General features: G+C 64.9%; 11 protein-coding genes. All 11 read right to left on the reverse strand.

Annotation, left to right across the window (positions count from 1 at the left end; genetic code table 11):
* Nucleotides 1-77: 77 nt before the first annotated feature.
* The 11 genes from QN413_RS03905 to xdhA all read right to left on the reverse strand — a co-directional run bounded on the left by QN413_RS03905 (nucleotide 78) and on the right by xdhA (nucleotide 15,895).
* A complete protein-coding gene (locus QN413_RS03905; protein ID WP_323495345.1) occupies nucleotides 78-2,027 on the reverse strand; it encodes an acyl-CoA synthetase in 1,950 nt (649 codons plus the stop codon).
* 81 nt (nucleotides 2,028-2,108) lie between these two features.
* Nucleotides 2,109-3,218, reverse strand: coding sequence for a BMP family ABC transporter substrate-binding protein (locus tag QN413_RS03910; RefSeq protein ID WP_323495346.1), 1,110 nt, complete (start codon nucleotides 3,216-3,218; stop codon nucleotides 2,109-2,111).
* A 124-nt stretch (nucleotides 3,219-3,342) separates the two neighbouring features.
* On the reverse strand, nucleotides 3,343-4,398 hold the full coding sequence (locus QN413_RS03915) for an adenosine deaminase (protein ID WP_323495347.1): 1,056 nt from the start codon (nucleotides 4,396-4,398) through the stop codon (nucleotides 3,343-3,345).
* 46 nt (nucleotides 4,399-4,444) lie between these two features.
* Entirely contained in the window at nucleotides 4,445-5,641 is a 1,197-nt protein-coding gene (locus tag QN413_RS03920) for an MFS transporter (protein ID WP_323495348.1), read from the reverse strand.
* A gap of 175 nt (nucleotides 5,642-5,816) precedes the next feature.
* Nucleotides 5,817-6,986, reverse strand: a complete 1,170-nt coding sequence (locus tag QN413_RS03925) for a BMP family ABC transporter substrate-binding protein (protein WP_323495349.1) — start codon at nucleotides 6,984-6,986, stop codon at nucleotides 5,817-5,819.
* A 76-nt stretch (nucleotides 6,987-7,062) separates the two neighbouring features.
* Entirely contained in the window at nucleotides 7,063-7,983 is a 921-nt protein-coding gene (locus tag QN413_RS03930; RefSeq protein ID WP_187050920.1) for an ABC transporter permease, read from the reverse strand.
* Nucleotides 7,983-9,146, reverse strand: coding sequence for an ABC transporter permease (locus QN413_RS03935; RefSeq protein WP_187050919.1), 1,164 nt, complete (start codon nucleotides 9,144-9,146; stop codon nucleotides 7,983-7,985). Before QN413_RS03935 ends, QN413_RS03930 begins: the two co-directional genes overlap by 1 nt.
* A complete protein-coding gene (locus QN413_RS03940; protein ID WP_323495350.1) occupies nucleotides 9,139-10,713 on the reverse strand; it encodes an ABC transporter ATP-binding protein in 1,575 nt (524 codons plus the stop codon). Before QN413_RS03940 ends, QN413_RS03935 begins: the two co-directional genes overlap by 8 nt.
* Nucleotides 10,710-11,711 (reverse strand): LysR family transcriptional regulator, encoded by a 1,002-nt coding sequence (locus QN413_RS03945; protein ID WP_323495351.1) that lies wholly within the window; start codon nucleotides 11,709-11,711, stop codon nucleotides 10,710-10,712. Before QN413_RS03945 ends, QN413_RS03940 begins: the two co-directional genes overlap by 4 nt.
* A gap of 81 nt (nucleotides 11,712-11,792) precedes the next feature.
* Complete coding sequence (gene xdhB / locus QN413_RS03950; RefSeq protein ID WP_323495352.1) at nucleotides 11,793-14,240, reverse strand: xanthine dehydrogenase molybdopterin binding subunit; 2,448 nt, start codon at nucleotides 14,238-14,240, stop codon at nucleotides 11,793-11,795.
* Entirely contained in the window at nucleotides 14,237-15,895 is a 1,659-nt protein-coding gene (gene xdhA, locus QN413_RS03955) for a xanthine dehydrogenase small subunit (protein WP_323495353.1), read from the reverse strand. The genes xdhB and xdhA overlap by 4 nt, the downstream gene beginning before the upstream one ends.
* Nucleotides 15,896-16,105: the final 210 nt, after the last annotated feature.

Raw genomic sequence — 16,105 nt, forward strand, 5'->3', positions numbered from 1 at the left:
CTTGAGGGTAAGGCCAGGAGGACACGCCGCAATTTCCGTGCACGTATGGGGGCTATACGAGCGTTAAGCCAGCGCGCTCAGACCAGTGCGACGCGCGTCTTGATCGGCAGCCGTCCCAGCGCGTCCTGCAGTTGCGCCTGCAATGCATCCGCATGCGTGCCGGCGGCCGACGCATCGATCAGCACCGCGACGCCGGTTTCACCTTCGATGCGCACCGCCGGCCGCACCATCGCGCCAAGCCCCAGGCCGGTGCAGACCGCGTCCACCAGCGCACTTGCGACCTGCTGCCCTGCCAGGCCACGCAGTTCCGGCTTGTAGATTTTGCCGACGTTGGTCATCGGCATGTGTTCGATGATGGTCACCGACTTGGGTCGCGCAGGCGCTTCGTCGACGCCGGCCGAAGTGAAAGCCAGCAGTTCAGCCTCGGTCACCTGCGCGCCCGGCACCAACGTCGCATAGGCCACCGGCAGCTCGCCCGCATACGCGTCGGGCGCGCCCACTGCCGCACACAACTGCACCGCGGGATGAGCGCCCAGCGCGTCTTCGATGGTCTTCGGATCGATGTTGTGGCCGCTGCGGATGATCAGGTCTTTCGAGCGGCCGGTGAGGTTGAGCCGGCCCTGATCGTCGAGCCAGCCGAGGTCGCCGGTTGCCAGCCAGCCGTCGCCGGTGAAGGCCTTGGCCGTGTCGGCCGGATCGAGGAAGCCCGAGAACAGATTCGGTGACTTGAACAGCACCATGCCGTGCTCGCCCGGCGCCACGTCGCGGTCGCTGGCGCCGCCCTGGTCGTCGAGTGCCACGATGCGCATCTGCGAGTAGGGCAGCCGAAAGCCGACGCATCCGGCCTGCCCCTCCACACCCGGCGGCGTGATCGTCGAAATCCCCGCCATTTCAGTCATGCCGAGGCTCTCGTGCACATGCAAGCCGAACAGCCGCTTGAAGCGCGCCGCCAGTTCGGGCGCGAGCACTGCGGCTCCAGTGCGGCAGTAACGAATCGACGAAAGATCGGCACCGTTCAACGGCACGTTGGCGAGTGCGGCCAGCACCGTCGGCACCGCCGACAGCGAAGTCGGCCGGTACTTGTCGACAAGCCGCCAGTAGTTGGCCAGCACCGTCTTGTTGCGCAACAACGAGGTCGTCGGAATGATCGACTCGACACCCGCCGACAGCGACGCCAGCGAGGCCGGCAGCACGCCCGCGACATGGAACAGCGGATAGCCGTTGATGGTGACGTCGGTGTGCGTGACACCGGTCAGCTGGACGCAGGCCCAGGCGGTGAAGACCTGCGCGCCGTGGCTGTGCCGCGCGAGCTTGGGCGCGCCGGTGGTGCCGCCGGTGTGGAAGTACGCGGCGATGTCTTCGGGTGCGATGTCGCGCCCGCTCACCAGCCGATCGTCGGGCTGCTGCGCGCGCAGCGAACTGAAATCGCCGACGCCTTCCGGCAGATCGATGGCCGCATCCGCAGGCTCGTCGTGCGGTGCCACGCGCAGCACCATCGTCAGCGTCGGCACCTGGCTGCGCAGCCGCATGGCCTTCGACCACATGCCCGATTCGTCGTCCGAGCCGTAAGCGATCAGCACCTTGGCACCGGCCGCCCGCATCAGCGACACCAGCTTTTCGTCGGTCAGCAGCGGGTTCAGCGGCTGCACGATGCCGGCCGCCTCGCCGCCCCACAACGCGAGGTGATAGTCGAGGCAACCGGGCAGCAACACGGCGACCGCATCCTGCGGACCGACGCCCAGCGTGTGCAGCAGATTGGCCGTTTGATGGATGCCGCGCAACAGCTCGGCGTAGGTCCAGCGAATCGGTTCGTCTTCCGGGTCGCCGGTGCGTAGAAAAGTAAGCGCGGGGCGCTCTCCATGAGCGCGCGCGACGTTGCAGAAAAGCTCGTAGGTGCTGCGAACGGTGAGCGCCTTTTCAAGCGGCGTTTCTTCGAGCCGTCGGACATCGTCGACCGAACGAATCGGGAACGCGGCGCTGAACGCCTGGGGTGCTGTGGCGGGTGCAGCAGGTGGCACGGCTGACATGGTTCTATCTCCTGAAAACGCTTTCGGACGATCGTACGCGCGCCCTCACCGCCTGCCTGTCTCCGATGTCGGTGCGCGATGTCAGTGCGCGACCCGCCCCTGCACGCCCTCGACCAGCCACTTCATCTGGAGGATCTGCGCATCGCTCAGGCTCGTGCCCTTGGCGATGACAACGTTGCCCTCGTTGTCGCGCACGTCGGCGACCGCATGGAACGGCACCAGCTTGCCGGAGGCGATGGCGCGCTGCCGTGCCAGCACCTCGTCCTGCACGGCTTTGGGCACCTTGGAGCCGAAGTCGCCGACGTGGACCATGCCCTCCTTCACGCCGCCCCAGACATCGCCGCTTTTCCAGCTGCCATCGAGCACGGCGCGGGCGCGCTGCGTGTAATAGCCGCCCCATTCGTGCGTCACCGCGACGAGTTGGGCGTCGGGCCCGACCTTGCGCATGTCGGAGTGATAGCCGATGGCCAGCTTGCCGCGCTCTTGCGCTGCCGCCATCACGGCGGAAGAGCCGGTGTGGAAGGCGATCACGTCGACGTCCTGGTTGAAGAGCGTCATGGCCGCGTCGCGTTCCTTCGACGGGTCGAACCAGACGTCGAGCCACACGACCTTGACGCGCGCCGTCGGGTCGACCGAACGCATGCCGAGCGTGAAGGCGTTGATGCCCTGCAGCACTTCAGGAATGGGGAATCCGGCCACGTAGCCGGCCACATGCGTCTTTGTCATCCGGCCGGCCGCGATGCCCGCCAGGTAGCGGCCCTCGTAGTAGCGCGCGTTGGCGGTCGCAACGTTGGGTGCGGTCTTGTAGCCTGTGATCGACTCGAACTTGACGTCAGGGAAGTCTTTGGCGACCTTCAGCGTCGGCTCCATGTAGCCGAAGCTCGGGGTGAAGATGAGCTTGTTGCCTTGCATCGCCAGGTCGCGAATCACGCGTTCCGCGTCGGCCCCTTCGGCTACGTTCTCGACGTAGCTTGTCTTGACCTTGCTGCCGAGCGCGATCTCCATCGCTCTGCGGCCCTGGTCGTGCTGATGGACCCAGCCAGTGTCGGTGAGCGGCGCGACGTAGACGAAGGCGACCTTGAGCGGATCGCCTGATGCAGCGGGCTTGGCCGTCTGGGCCAAAGCGGGAGAAAAGACGGGAGATAAAAAGCAACAGGCAGCCGCGAGCGCAGCCACAAGGTTTTTGTACATGGTGTTCCTCAACATGGCCCCGAAATAGAAGAGTGCACGGCCTGGAGCAACGGCTGCGCAGGCGGATTGTCCCATCCGCCGGCAAAACATCGGCCAGCCCGAGGGCCGCCGATAGATCACGACCTCAGGTGAAGCGCGCGAAAACCTCGTTGAGCCGATCGATGTGGCGCGCCTTCGCGGTGTCATCGATGAAGCTGCCTTCGAAGCTGTTGGCCGCCAGCTGCCACGCCTGCTGCGCGGTGAGCCCGGTCGCAGCGAAGGTCTGCAAAAAGTTCTCGTTCATATAGCCGCCAAAGTACGCCGGGTCGTCGGAGTTGACGGTCGCGACCAGGCCGGCATCGAGCAACGCGCCAAGGTTGTGGTCGGCCAGAACCGGGAACACGCAAAGCTTGAGGTTCGACAGCGGACATACGGTGAGCGGGATGCGGTCTTGCGCGAGCCGCGTCATCAGCGCCGGGTCTTTGGAACTCTGCACGCCATGGTCGACGCGCTCGACCTTGAGCACGTCGAGCGCACTCCACACATACTCCGGCGGCCCTTCTTCACCGGCATGCGCGACCAGGTGAAAGCCCAACTCGCGGCAGCGCGCGAACACCCGTGCGAACTTCTCGGGCGGATTGCCGACCTCACCGGAATCGAGCCCGATACCGATGAACTGGTCGCGATATGGCAGTGCTTGCGACAGCGTTTCGAACGCATCTTCTTCGCTCAGGTGGCGCAAAAAGCAAAGGATGAGCGATGCGCTGACATCGAGCTGTGCTTCGGCGTCGACACAGGCGCGATGCAGTCCGTCGATGACCGTCTTGACGTGAATGCCACGCGCTGTGTGCGTCTGCGGATCGAAGAACATCTCCGTGTGCACCACGTTGTCGGCCGCGGCGCGCTGCAGGTAGGCCCAGGCCATGTCGTAGAAGTCCTGCTCGGTGATGAGGACGCTCGCGCCGGCGTAGTAGATGTCCAGAAAACTCTGCAGATTGGTGAAGGCATAGGCGCGCCGCAAAGCCTCGACATCGGCATACGGAATCGACACCTTGTTGCGCTGCGCCAGCGCGAAGATCAGCTCGGGTTCAAGCGAGCCTTCGATGTGCATGTGCAGCTCCGCCTTGGGCATCGCACAGAGCAATTCGGGCAGGCGGTCGGATGCGATTTTGGAGAAGTCGATCGTGGTCGTGGGTGTCATCGGGGCACTCCTGAAATGATTCTTCGGCAAGTGTGCCGCACCGCGGTTACCAACGGCGGGTCAAGGCAGCGGCGATGAGCACTGAAATCGCCACCCCCGCCATCAGCGCGACCCATCCCGCGTGCTGCCACAGCGCGCCACCAGCGTAGCCGAGCACCCCTGAGCCGAGGTAATACGCGCACAAATACAGCGACGCGGCCTGTGCCTTTGCGCTGTGCGCGCGCTGACCGATCTGGCCACTGGCCACCGCGTGCGCGGCAAAAAATCCAACCGTGAGCAAAGCAAGCCCGACCACCACCACCGGCAGCCACGGTGTCGCCAGCGCGCCGATTCCGAGCAGCATCAAACCGATGCCTATCTGCACCACGCGGCGCGCCCCGATTCGGTCCACCATCGACCCCGCCTTGCTCGCGCTGTAGCTGCCGAGCAGGTAGACGGTAAAGAGCAGACCGATGACCGTGGACGACAGGCCGAACGGCGGCAACGCCAGGCGAAAGCCGATGTAGTTGAAGACCGCGACGAAGCTGCCCATCAACAGAAAAGCCAGCGCGAAGGCGGTGCGCAGTGCAGGTGTTTTGAGATGCATCGCGAAGTTGCCGGTCAGCCCACGCAGCGACAAAGGTTGCGGCCTGAAGTGGCGCGAAGGCGGCAGCAGCCACGCGAAGATAACCAGCGATACCAGGCTCAGCGTCGCGATCCCGCCCATCGCCAAGGGCCAGCCACCGAGGTCGGCGAGTCCACCCGAGAGCAACCGCCCGGCCAGCCCGCCGAGCACGTTGCCGCTGATGTAGAGCCCCATCGCCGACGACAGCGACGACGGATCGAACTCTTCCCCCACGTAGGCCATCGCCAAAGCAGGCAGCCCGCTGAGCGCAACGCCGACCAGCGCACGCAACACGAGCAGCAGCGGCCACGAATCGACGAAAGCACAGGCGAGCCCGAGCACGCCCGACACCCCAAGCGCGACCAGCATCACCGGCTTTCGCCCCAGTGCTTCGGCCAGCGAACCCGCAACCAGCATGCACAGCGCAAGACACAAAGTGGTCAGCGACAGCGTCAGGCTGCTGTTGGCCGCCGACACGCCGAAGTGGCTCGCGAACAGCGGCAGCAAAGGCTGAACGCAGTAGATCGAAGCGAAGGTCGACAGGCCGGCGCAGAAGATCGCGAAGGTCGCTCGACGATACGCAGGCGTTCCGCGCTTCAGGAAAGCCGTGGCGTCTTCGGAAACTAGGGGATGAGACAAACGAAACCGCAAAAAAGAAAAAGGGCCACCCAAGGCGACCCTTCATTCTGAAGCACCCCGCGGCCCTTCCAGGGACACCGTGGAACCGGCTTCGCCGGGCCACTGGTGTCGCTCCCGGTCAGGGGGTGGGCGCTGCGACACGAAGTGCGCAGCAACCTGGGGGCGAGCTCTCGTTCTACTTCTTATCGCCGGGCACCTTGCCGTCCACGCCCTTGACGTAGAAGTTCACGCCCGACAAGAACTTGTCGTCGGCCACCGCGCCGGCAGCGACCAGTTCCTTGCCGTCCTGGCCGACGATCGGGCCCTTCCAGATCGAATAGCTGCCGTCCTTCAGGCCGGCTTTCACGGTCTCGACCTTGGCCTTGATGTCGGCCGGCACGTCGTCGGCGATCGACACGATGTCGATGGCGCCTTCCTTCACGCCCCACCAGCTCTGGCCGGTCGCCCACTTGCCATCCAGCGCGTCCTTGGTGGCCTTGATGTAGTACGGACCCCAGTTGATGACGGCCGATGCCAGGTGGGCCTTGGGGCCGTAGGCGGTCATGTCCGAATCCCAGCCGAAGGCGCGCTTGCCTTTTTCCTGCGCGGTCTTCAGCACGGCGGGCGAGTCGGTGTTCTGGAACAACACGTCGGCGCCGCCGTTGATGAGCGCGGTGGCGGCTTCGGTCTCCTTCGGCGGGCTGAACCATTCGTTGACCCACACCACCTTGGTCGTGATCTTCGGGTTGACCGACTGCGCACCCAGCGTGAAGCTGTTGATGTTGCGCAGCACTTCAGGAATCGGCACCGAGCCGACCACGCCGAGCTGGTTGGTCTTGGTCATGCCGCCGGCGATGATGCCGGCCATGTAGGCGCCTTCGTAGGTGCGGCTGTCGTAGGTGCGCATGTTCTCGGCCGTCTTGTAGCCGGTGGCGTGCTCGAACTTCACTTCCTTGTTGTCGGCGGCGACCTTCATCATCGGTTCCATGTAGCCGAAGGTGGTGCCGAAGATCAGCTTGTTGCCCTGCCCGACCATGTCGCGGAACACGCGCTCGGCATCGGCCGATTCAGGCACGCTCTCAACGAAGGTCGTCTTGATCTTGTCGCCGTATTCCTTCTCCAGCGCCTTGCGTCCGTTGTCGTGCGCGAAAGACCAGCCCCCGTCACCAACCGGGCCGACATAGGCAAAGGCGATGTTGAGCGGCGCGGCAGGTGCTGCCGCCGGTGCTGCAGCGGTCGGTGCCGGCGCAGCAGGTGCAGCGGCAGCGGGCGCTTCTTCTTTCTTGCCGCAGCCGATGAGGGCGGCCGAAGCCACCGCCGTGACAGCAGCGAGCTTGAGCAGGGAGCGCTTGTTCAGATCATTCATTTGGATAAATCCTCAAAGGACAGGTTGGCAAAAACTAAAGACAGAAACGACCGACGGGAAACACGAAAAAACGCGATTATGAGCCGGGGTAAAACGGCTTTCCGATCGACGCCGGCATGTTGATGCGGATGAACGCCGGGTTGCGCGAGATGATGGCCAGCACCACGATCGGCGCGATGTATTGCAGCATGCTCAGGAACTGGCTCGGCACGTCGATGCCGATGCTCTGGAAATGGAATCCGAGCATCGAGACACCACCGAAAAGATAGGCGCCGAGCAGCACCCGAATCGGTCGCCACGTGGCGAAGGTGGTGAGCGCCAGCGCGATCCAGCCCTTGCCCGCCACCATCCCTTCGACCCAAAGGCCGGTGTAGACGATCGACAGATACGCGCCCGCCAGGCCGCACAACGCGCCGCCGACGACCACCGCCGCGAAACGGATGCGCCGCACCGGATAGCCCAGCGCATGCGACGACTCCGGCGACTCGCCGACCGAGCGCAGCACCAGCCCCGAGCGCGTGCGATACAGAAACCATATCAACCCGAAAGTCAGCGCGATCGCGAAGTACACCAGCGGGTGATGACGGAACAGCGCAGGCCCGATCAGCGGGATGTCGCCAAGCACCGGGATCGCGTAGGAAATGGTCTCGGGCAGCTTGGCCTGCACGAAGCCGATGCCGGCAAAGGCCGAGAACCCCACGCCGAAAAGGCTCAACGCCAGACCGGTCGCGTACTGGTTGGTGTTCAGCCAGATCACCAGCACGCCGAAGATCGCCGCCAGCACGGCGCCGGCCGCCATGCCCGCCAGAAACCCGAGCCACGCGTTGCCCGTGGTCACCGTCGCAGCGAAGCCGGCGATGGCCGCGCACAGCATCATCCCCTCGGCGCCGAGGTTGACGATGCCCGCTTTCTCGTTGATGAGCAGCCCCAGCGCAGCGAGCGCGAGGATGGTGCCGGCGCTGAGCGTGGAGCCCAGCAGCAATGCATACGATTCCATCAGATCGCTCCTTCCGGCGTGGCTTGCGGCATCTGCGCGGTAAGGGGCGTGCTGGCTTGCAGCGACGAAGTGCCCGCACTCGTCGGCCGGACAGCCACCGCCTTGACTGCCAGCTTGCGCCGGATGCGGTAGGCGATCAGCGTGTCGCAGGCCAGCAGCGTGAACAACAGCAGTCCCTGGAACACACCCGTCAGCGACTTGGGCAAACCGAGCCGTGACTGCGCCAGTTCGCCGCCGATATAGAACATGCTCATCAGCAGCGCCGAGAACACCATACCGACCGGATGCAGCCGCCCGACGAAGGCCACGATGATGGCGGCGAATCCATAGCCGGCCGGCACGTAAGGCGTGAGCTGGCCGATCGGGCCCGCGACTTCGAGCGCGCCAGCGAGCCCGGCGGCACCACCGGACGTCAGCAGCGCGATCCACACGGCGCGGCGTGCCGAGAAGCCCGCATAGCGGGCAGCGGCAGGCGCCAAGCCACCGACCTGCTGTGCGAAGCCGGCCCGCGTGCGGAACAGGAATACCCACAGCACACCGACGCCGACCAACGCGATGATCAAGCCGATGCTGACCCGCGAGCCCTTCATCAGCCGCGGAATCTGCGTCACCGCCTCGAAGGTCTTGCTCTGCGGAAAGTTGTAGCCGCCCGGGTCCTTCCACGGGCCGGCCACCATGTAGCCGAGCAGCAGCACGGCCACGTACACCAGCATCAGGCTCACCAGGATTTCGTTGGCGTTGAACTTGTCTCGCAGCCACGCGACGATGGCGGCCCAGAACATGCCACCGAGCACGCCCGCGACCAGGATGGCCGGCACGATCCACGGGCCGGTTGTCTTGTCGGCCAGCAAGGCCATGCCTCCTGCAGCCACCGCACCGAACACGAACTGCCCTTCAGCGCCGATGTTCCATACGTTGGCGCGAAAGCACACGGCAAGCCCCAGCGCGATGATGAGCAGCGGCGTCGCCTTGACCATCAACTCGCCGATGGCGTACCAGCTCTTGACGGGCTCGTAGAAAAATACCAGCAGCCCCTTGACCGGGTCTTTGCCGAGCGCTGCGAACAGCACCATGCCGATGAGCACGGTGATGAGCAGCGCCAGGATGGGCGAGCCGTAGCTCCAGAAGCGCGAGAGCTGCGGGCGCGGTTCCAGCTTAAACATGAGACATCTCCTTGGCGGCTGTATCGGCACCTGTATCCGCGGCTGTCGCGCCGCTCGCTGCGTTCTCGTTGGCGTCCCAGAGTCCGCTCATCCACTCGCCGATGCGCGGCACGGTGGCAGCGGCGCGGTCGACCGAAGGCGACAACTTGCCCTTGGCAATCACGTACAAACGGTCGCTGATCTCGAACAGCTCGTCGAGCTCTTCGCTCACCACCAGCACAGCGCAGCCGGCATCGCGCAGCGCCAGGATCTCGCCGCGAATCAGCGCCGCGGCACCGACATCGACACCCCAGGTCGGCTGCGACACGATGAAGATTTTCGGGTTGGCATCGATCTCGCGGCCGACGATGAACTTCTGCAGGTTGCCGCCCGACAGCGACTTCGCTGCCGAGCTCGGTCCACCGGCCTTGACGTTGAAGCGCTTGATGATTTCTGCCGCGTGACGGTCGAGCGCCTTGGTGTGAATCCATCCTGTCTTGCCGACCGCGTTGCTGCGCGTCAGCAGCAAGTTGTGCGCGAGGCCCAGCGTCGGTACGGCGCCGCGGCCCAACCGCTCTTCGGGCACGAAATGCACGCCGAGTGCACGGCGCTTGCGAGGCCGCATGTGGGCGGCGGGCTGGCCGAATACCTGGATCATCGAGGCTTCGGCGCGCACGTCTTCGCCCGACAGCGCATAGAGCAATTCACGTTGCCCGTTGCCCGATACGCCGGCGATGCCGACCACTTCGCCGGCACGTACTTCGAGCGACACCGCATCGAGGTCGACACCAAACTGGTCTTCGCGTGCCAGCGTCAGCGCATCGACCTTGAGCGCCACCGCGCCGGTCTTCACCGCGCGATGCTGCAACGGCGGCGGCTCGGCGCCGATCATCAAGCGCGAGAGCGATTCATTGGTTTCGTTCTGCGGGTTGCAGACGCCCGTGACCTTGCCGCCGCGCAGCACCGTGCAGGCGGTGCAAAGCTCGCGAATCTCGTGCAGCTTGTGGCTGATGTACAGGATGCTGCAGCCTTCTGACGCGAGCTTTTTGAGCACGACGAAGAGCTTGACCACGGCCTGCGGCGTCAGCACCGAGGTCGGCTCGTCGAGGATCAGCAGCTTGGGGTCGGTCAGCAGTGCGCGGATGATTTCGACGCGCTGCATTTCGCCGACCGAGAGCGTGTGCACCGGCCGCACCGGGTCGATATCCAAGCCGTATTCGCTCGCCTTGGCGGTGATGCGCTGGGTCACTTCGGCCAGCCTCAGGCTTTTGTCCAAACCCAGCCACACGTTCTCCGCCACGGTCAGCGTGTCGAACAAACTGAAGTGCTGGAACACCATGCTGATGCCGAGCGCCCTCGCCTCCTGCGGGTTGCGCACGTTCACCATCTGGCCGTTGAACATGACGGTGCCTTCGTCGGGCTTGACCGAGCCGTAGATGATCTTCATCAGCGTCGATTTGCCGGCGCCGTTTTCGCCCAGCACTGCATGGGTTTCACCGGGCTGCACCACCAGCGACACGTCGCTATTGGCCACCACCGCCGGGTAGCGCTTGGTGATGTGCGCAAGTTGGAGTCTGGAGGTCGTCATACCTTGGTGGGGCTCGTGGGGGTTGTCGAAGGATTCTTTTTGTCGGCTGCGACGACACCGGAACCAGGCGGCGGCCGCAACGACGCGGCGACCGACTTGGTGGTCTCGCGCAGCCAGCGCGCCGAGCTCGACGAGTGCGTTCGCTCGTGCCACAGCTGGTAGTACATGAGGCGCGGCAGCGTCATCGGGCACTCGACGATCTTCACCGGCAGGCGCGGAATGAAGCGTTCGCAGTACTGACGTCCGGTGGTCAGTACCAGCAAGCTCGATGCCACCATGTCGGGGATCAAACTGAAGTGGGCGCAGCGCGCGGTGATATTGCGTTCGAGCTTCAGCGCATCGAGCATCTGGTCGATGATGCCGCGCGCGCCGGGGTGCATCGGCGTCGGCGCAATGTGCTCTGCAGCGAGCCAGGTGTCGACGTCCCAGCCGCGCCGCGCGGCAGGGTGATCCTTGTTGATGAGCGAGACGATCTCATCACCGAAGAGCCGCGCCATGTGCAGGTCTTCCGGCGGCTTCAGCCAGTTGCCGATGACCAGGTCGACGTGGCCGAGCGACAGGTGACCGTGGTAGTTGGAGTCCGGCGATAGCGGATGGATCTCGATGCGGCACATCGGCGCCTGGCTCTTGATCTGCGCCACCAGCATCGGCAGAAAAAGCGGGTCGAGGTAGTCGCTGGCGGCGATGCGAAAGGTGCTCGTGGCGGTGCGCGGATCGAAGCCGCGTGCATCGGTGAACAACACCTCGGCGGCGCGCAGGATGGCGGCGGCGGGCTCGATCATTCGCAGGCCCGCATCGGTCGGAACCATGCCGGACCCAGAGCGCACCAGCAGCGGATCGCCTGACAGGTCGCGCAGTCGCTTGAGGGCTGCGGAGACGGCCGGCTGGTACATGCCCAGGCGAATGGCGGCACGTGAAACGCTGCGGTCGGTCAGCACGGTATGAAGCACGCGGATCAAGTGAAGATCGATCTTGTCGAAAAGCGCCTGGTCACGCACGATTGCTCGCTCCCACAGCAAAAAGAGGGGCCGACTCGAGCATGGCGTTGGGTCTAAACATGCCGCGAAGTCTACGGCTGGCTAGGCTTGAACGGCAGTGATCGCGGCCAGGATCGCCTCGCTGGTGGCGGGCGACCGCAACGGCGGATCGACCTTGTGATCGGCCACCGCCGACACCGCATCGCGAATCGCGAAGAATACCGAAAAAGGCAGCAGCAACGGCGGCTCGCCGACCGCTTTGCTGCGGTGGATCGAGTCTTCGAAGTTGTCGCCTTCGAACAGCTTGACGTTGAAGACCGGCGGGCAATCGTTGGCCGTCGGGATCTTGTAGGTGCTGGGGGCGTGCGTGGTCAGCTTGCCGCTCTGCGGGTGCCATACCAGTTCTTCGGTGGTGAGCCAGCCCATGCCCTGGATGAAGGCGCCCTCGATCTGGCCGATGTCGATGGCCGGGTTCAACGACTTGCCCGCGTCGTGCAGGATGTCGGCGCGCAGCAGCTTCCATTCGCCGGTCAGCGTGTCGACGATCACCTCGCTCACGGCGGCGCCGTAGGCGTAATAGAAAAACGGCCGGCCTTCCATCTTCTCCTTGTCCCAACTGAGGCCGGGCGTGGCGTAGAAGCCGTCGGACCACAACTGCACGCGGTCCAAGTACGCCTCGCCGACGACGGTCGCGAAAGACAGCGTGCGGCCGTTGACCTCGACCTTGTCGTTGGCAAAGCGCACGTCTTTTGGATCACCGCCGTGGCGCGCCACAGCGCACACCGCCAGCCGTTCGCGAATCTGCCGCGCCGCGTCTTGCGCCGCCTTGCCGTTCAGGTCGGCGCCGGTCGATGCGGCGGTGGCGGACGTGTTGGCGACCTTGGTGGTGTCGGTCGCGGTCGCGCGCACGCTCTCGCAGTTGACACCCAACTCGTGCGCGACGACCTGCGCGACCTTGGTGTTCAGGCCCTGGCCCATCTCGGTGCCGCCGTGGTTCACCAGGATCGATCCGTCGGTGTACACATGGACCAGCGCGCCGGCCTGGTTGAAGTGCTTCACGTTGAAGGAAATACCGAACTTCAGCGGCGCCAGCGCGATGCCGCGCTTGAGCACTTCGCTCTTGCTGTTAAAGCCCGCGATCTCGGCGCGGCGGGCACGGTAGTTGCTGCTCTCTTCCAGCTGCGCGACCAACTCGTGAATGATGTTGTCGGTCACCACCTGCTTGTAGGGCGTGACGTTGTTTTCGTTCTTGCCGTAGAAGTTGATGCGACGTACGTCGAGCGGATCGCGGTCCAGCTTGCGCGCCACCGTGTCGAGGATGTTCTCGATCGCGATGGCGCCTTGCGGGCCGCCGAAGCCGCGAAAGGCCGTGTTGCTCTGCGTGTTGGTCTTGCCGGAGAAGCCGTGCATGGCCACGTCGGGCAACCAGTAGGCGTTGTCGAAGTGGCACAGCGCACGCGTCATCACCGGACCCGACAGATCGGCGGAGTGGCCGGCACGCGACACCATCGTGATCTCGACGCCGAGCACTCGGCCTTCGTCGTCGTAGCCGACTTCGTACTCGTACCAGAAGCAGTGGCGTCGACCGGTGATCATGAAGTCGTCGTCGCGGTCAAGCCGCAATTTGACCGGCCTCTGCAGCTTGTGCGCCGCAACCGACGCCACGCACGCGAAGATGGCCGACTGCGATTCCTTGCCGCCGAAACCGCCGCCCATGCGCCGGCACTCGACATGCACTTCATTTGCATACAGATGCAACGCGTGCGCCACCAGGTGCTGCATTTCGCTCGGGTGCTGCGTCGAGCAGTACACATGCATCGCGCCGCCCTCTTTGGGGATGGCGTAGCTGATTTGCCCTTCCAGATAGAACTGCTCCTGACCGCCGACGTCGAGCGTCGCCTTGAGCTTGTGCGGCGCGCGGTCGATGGCGCCGCGTGCGCCACCGTTGTTCGTTTCGCGGATGACGTGTATCGGCGGCACGACGTACTGGCCCCTTGCGTGCGCGTCTTGCGGCGTGAGCACGGGCGGCACGGCTTCGATGATCAGCGCGTCTTTGGCGCGCGCAGCAGCACGGCGCGCCGCATCTCGCGTTTCGGCGATGACCGCGAACACCGGCTGGCCGATGTAGCGGATGTCGCCCCACGAAGATCCATCGTCGTGCTTTTCGATGGAGCACAGGATCGGGTCGTCGTGAACGATCGAGCCGCAATCGTTGGTGCCTGGGATGTCGTTGGCCGTCAGCACGTCCACCACGCCGGGCATGGCGCGGATGGCGTCAAGCGACACGGAGGTCAGCCGGCCGTTGGCGACGGGAGACAGGCCCAGCGCGCAATGCAGCGTGCCGGCCAGTTCTGGAATGTCGTCGATGTAGGTTGCCTCGCCTGCGACATGCAGATGAGCCGACTCGTGCGGCCGGCTGATGCCGACGCGGGCGCCGTCGTCCTGCGCCTTGGCTTCTGCGACTTTGTCGATGCGGGTCGCTGTGTTCTTGAGGTAATCGGCGAAGGCCTCGGCCGGCTGCAGGAGCGCGGCGTCGATGGGCTTGTTCATGCGACGGCTCCCTGAACATTGGTGCCAGCGGCGACCGCGGTGATGTGCGGCATCGCGCTCCACACGCTCGTCGCCTCGATCGGCAACGCATTCTGCGTACGGGTTTCAAGCCACAGCCGCTGGATCAGGTTTTGCGCGACTTGCAGGCGGTATGCGGCCGAAGCCCGCATGTCCGACAGCGGCTGGAAGTCTTGCGCCAGGGCGAGCTTTGCCGCCTTGACGCTGGCCTGCGACCACGGCTTGCCGACGAGGGCAGCTTCTGCCTGCGCCGCGCGTTTCACGGTCGCGGCCATGCCGCCGAAAGCAAGCCGCACTTCCTTGACGATGTCCCCATCGAGCTCGATCGCGAAGCCGGCACACAAGGCAGAGATGTCGCAATCGAAGCGCTTGCTGATCTTGTAGACGCGCACCTGCCGCCGCATCGCAACCAGTGGCACGACCAGGCCCTGCACGAACTCGCCCGGCTGCAGGTGGTTCTTCATGTAGTCGATGTAGAACTTGGAGAGCGGCATCTGGCGCACATGCTCGCCACGGCGCAATTCGATGTCGGCATCGAGCGCCATCAGCACCGGCGGCGAGTCGCCGATGGGCGAGCCATTGGCCACGTTGCCGCCCATGGTGCCGGCATGGCGGATCGGCGGCGACGCGAAGCGAAGCCACACGTCGGTGAGCGCGGGCACGCGTTGCGCGAGTGCGCCGTAGGCTGATTCGAGCGAGGCGCCGGCGCCGATGTAGAGCGTGTCGCCGCGCTCCTCGACGACCTTCATCGCACCGACATCGCCGACGTAGATGATGTCGCCCAAGTCGCGAAACTGCTTGTTGACCCACAGGCCGACGTCGGTCGAGCCGGCGAGCAATTGCGCCTTCGGGTGTTGCTCGCGCAACGTCGCCAGTTCGTCGAGCGTTTTGGGGGCGTGGTAGCGGTCGATGCGCGGGACTGTCTCGCCGGAAGCATCTGCGGCACCCGTCGCGTTGCCGGTCCACGGCGCCGCATACGTGAAAGTGGACTCGCGCTGCAGGCTGGTCAAGGCAGCGACAGCGGGCGCCGTATCGAGCCGCACCGCCGGCAAGTCGAACATACGCTGGCCGGCATCGAGAATCGGCCGGTAGCCGGTGCAGCGGCACAGGTTGCCCGACAGGTCGTCGGCCAGTTGCTGGCGCGTCGGCTGGGTGCCGCCAGCCTGGTGGTGCTCATAGGTCGACCAGAGCGACATCACGAAGCCGGGCGTACAAAAGCCGCATTGCGAACCATGGCAGTCGACCATCGCCTGCTGCACCGGGTGCAACTGCCGCACCGCGTGCTTTTCATGCTGCGCCGGGTCGCGCTTCATCTCGCACTGGGCCTTCAGATCTTCGACCGTGAAGAGCGCCTTGCCGTGCAGCGTCGGCAGGAACTGGATGCAGGCGTTGACGGTCTGCAAGTTCAGGCCGCCCACCGCGCCCTCGCCCGATGCATTCCCCGCGCGGGCCAGCTCGCCGATCACCACGGTGCATGCACCGCAATCGCCTTCGTTGCAGCCTTCCTTGGTGCCGGTGCAGCGGGCGTCTTCGCGCAGCCAGTCGAGCACCGATCGCGTCGGATGCGCGCCGCTCACTTCGACGACTTTGCCGCGGTGAAAGAACCGGATCGGTTGGGTGGAACTCTGGATGCTCATGCTCGTTGGCAGCTCGTTGTGCGTGTGACGTTGGGACCAAAGCCGGAAGTTACCGGCCTCTGCCGCCCGACGCATACCATGTCGACCATATTGCGTATGTGCTCCTCGGTATGCGGCCTCCGGGGAAACCCTGAGGTTTACGTTGAACAACGAGCAATTGTTGCGCCAAGGCGGCGGGGGGTTCGGACAGAGCTCGAAAAAGTTTGAGGC

This window comes from Variovorax sp. LG9.2 (genome assembly GCF_035018885.1).
Taxonomy (GTDB): Bacteria; Pseudomonadota; Gammaproteobacteria; order Burkholderiales; family Burkholderiaceae_C; genus Variovorax.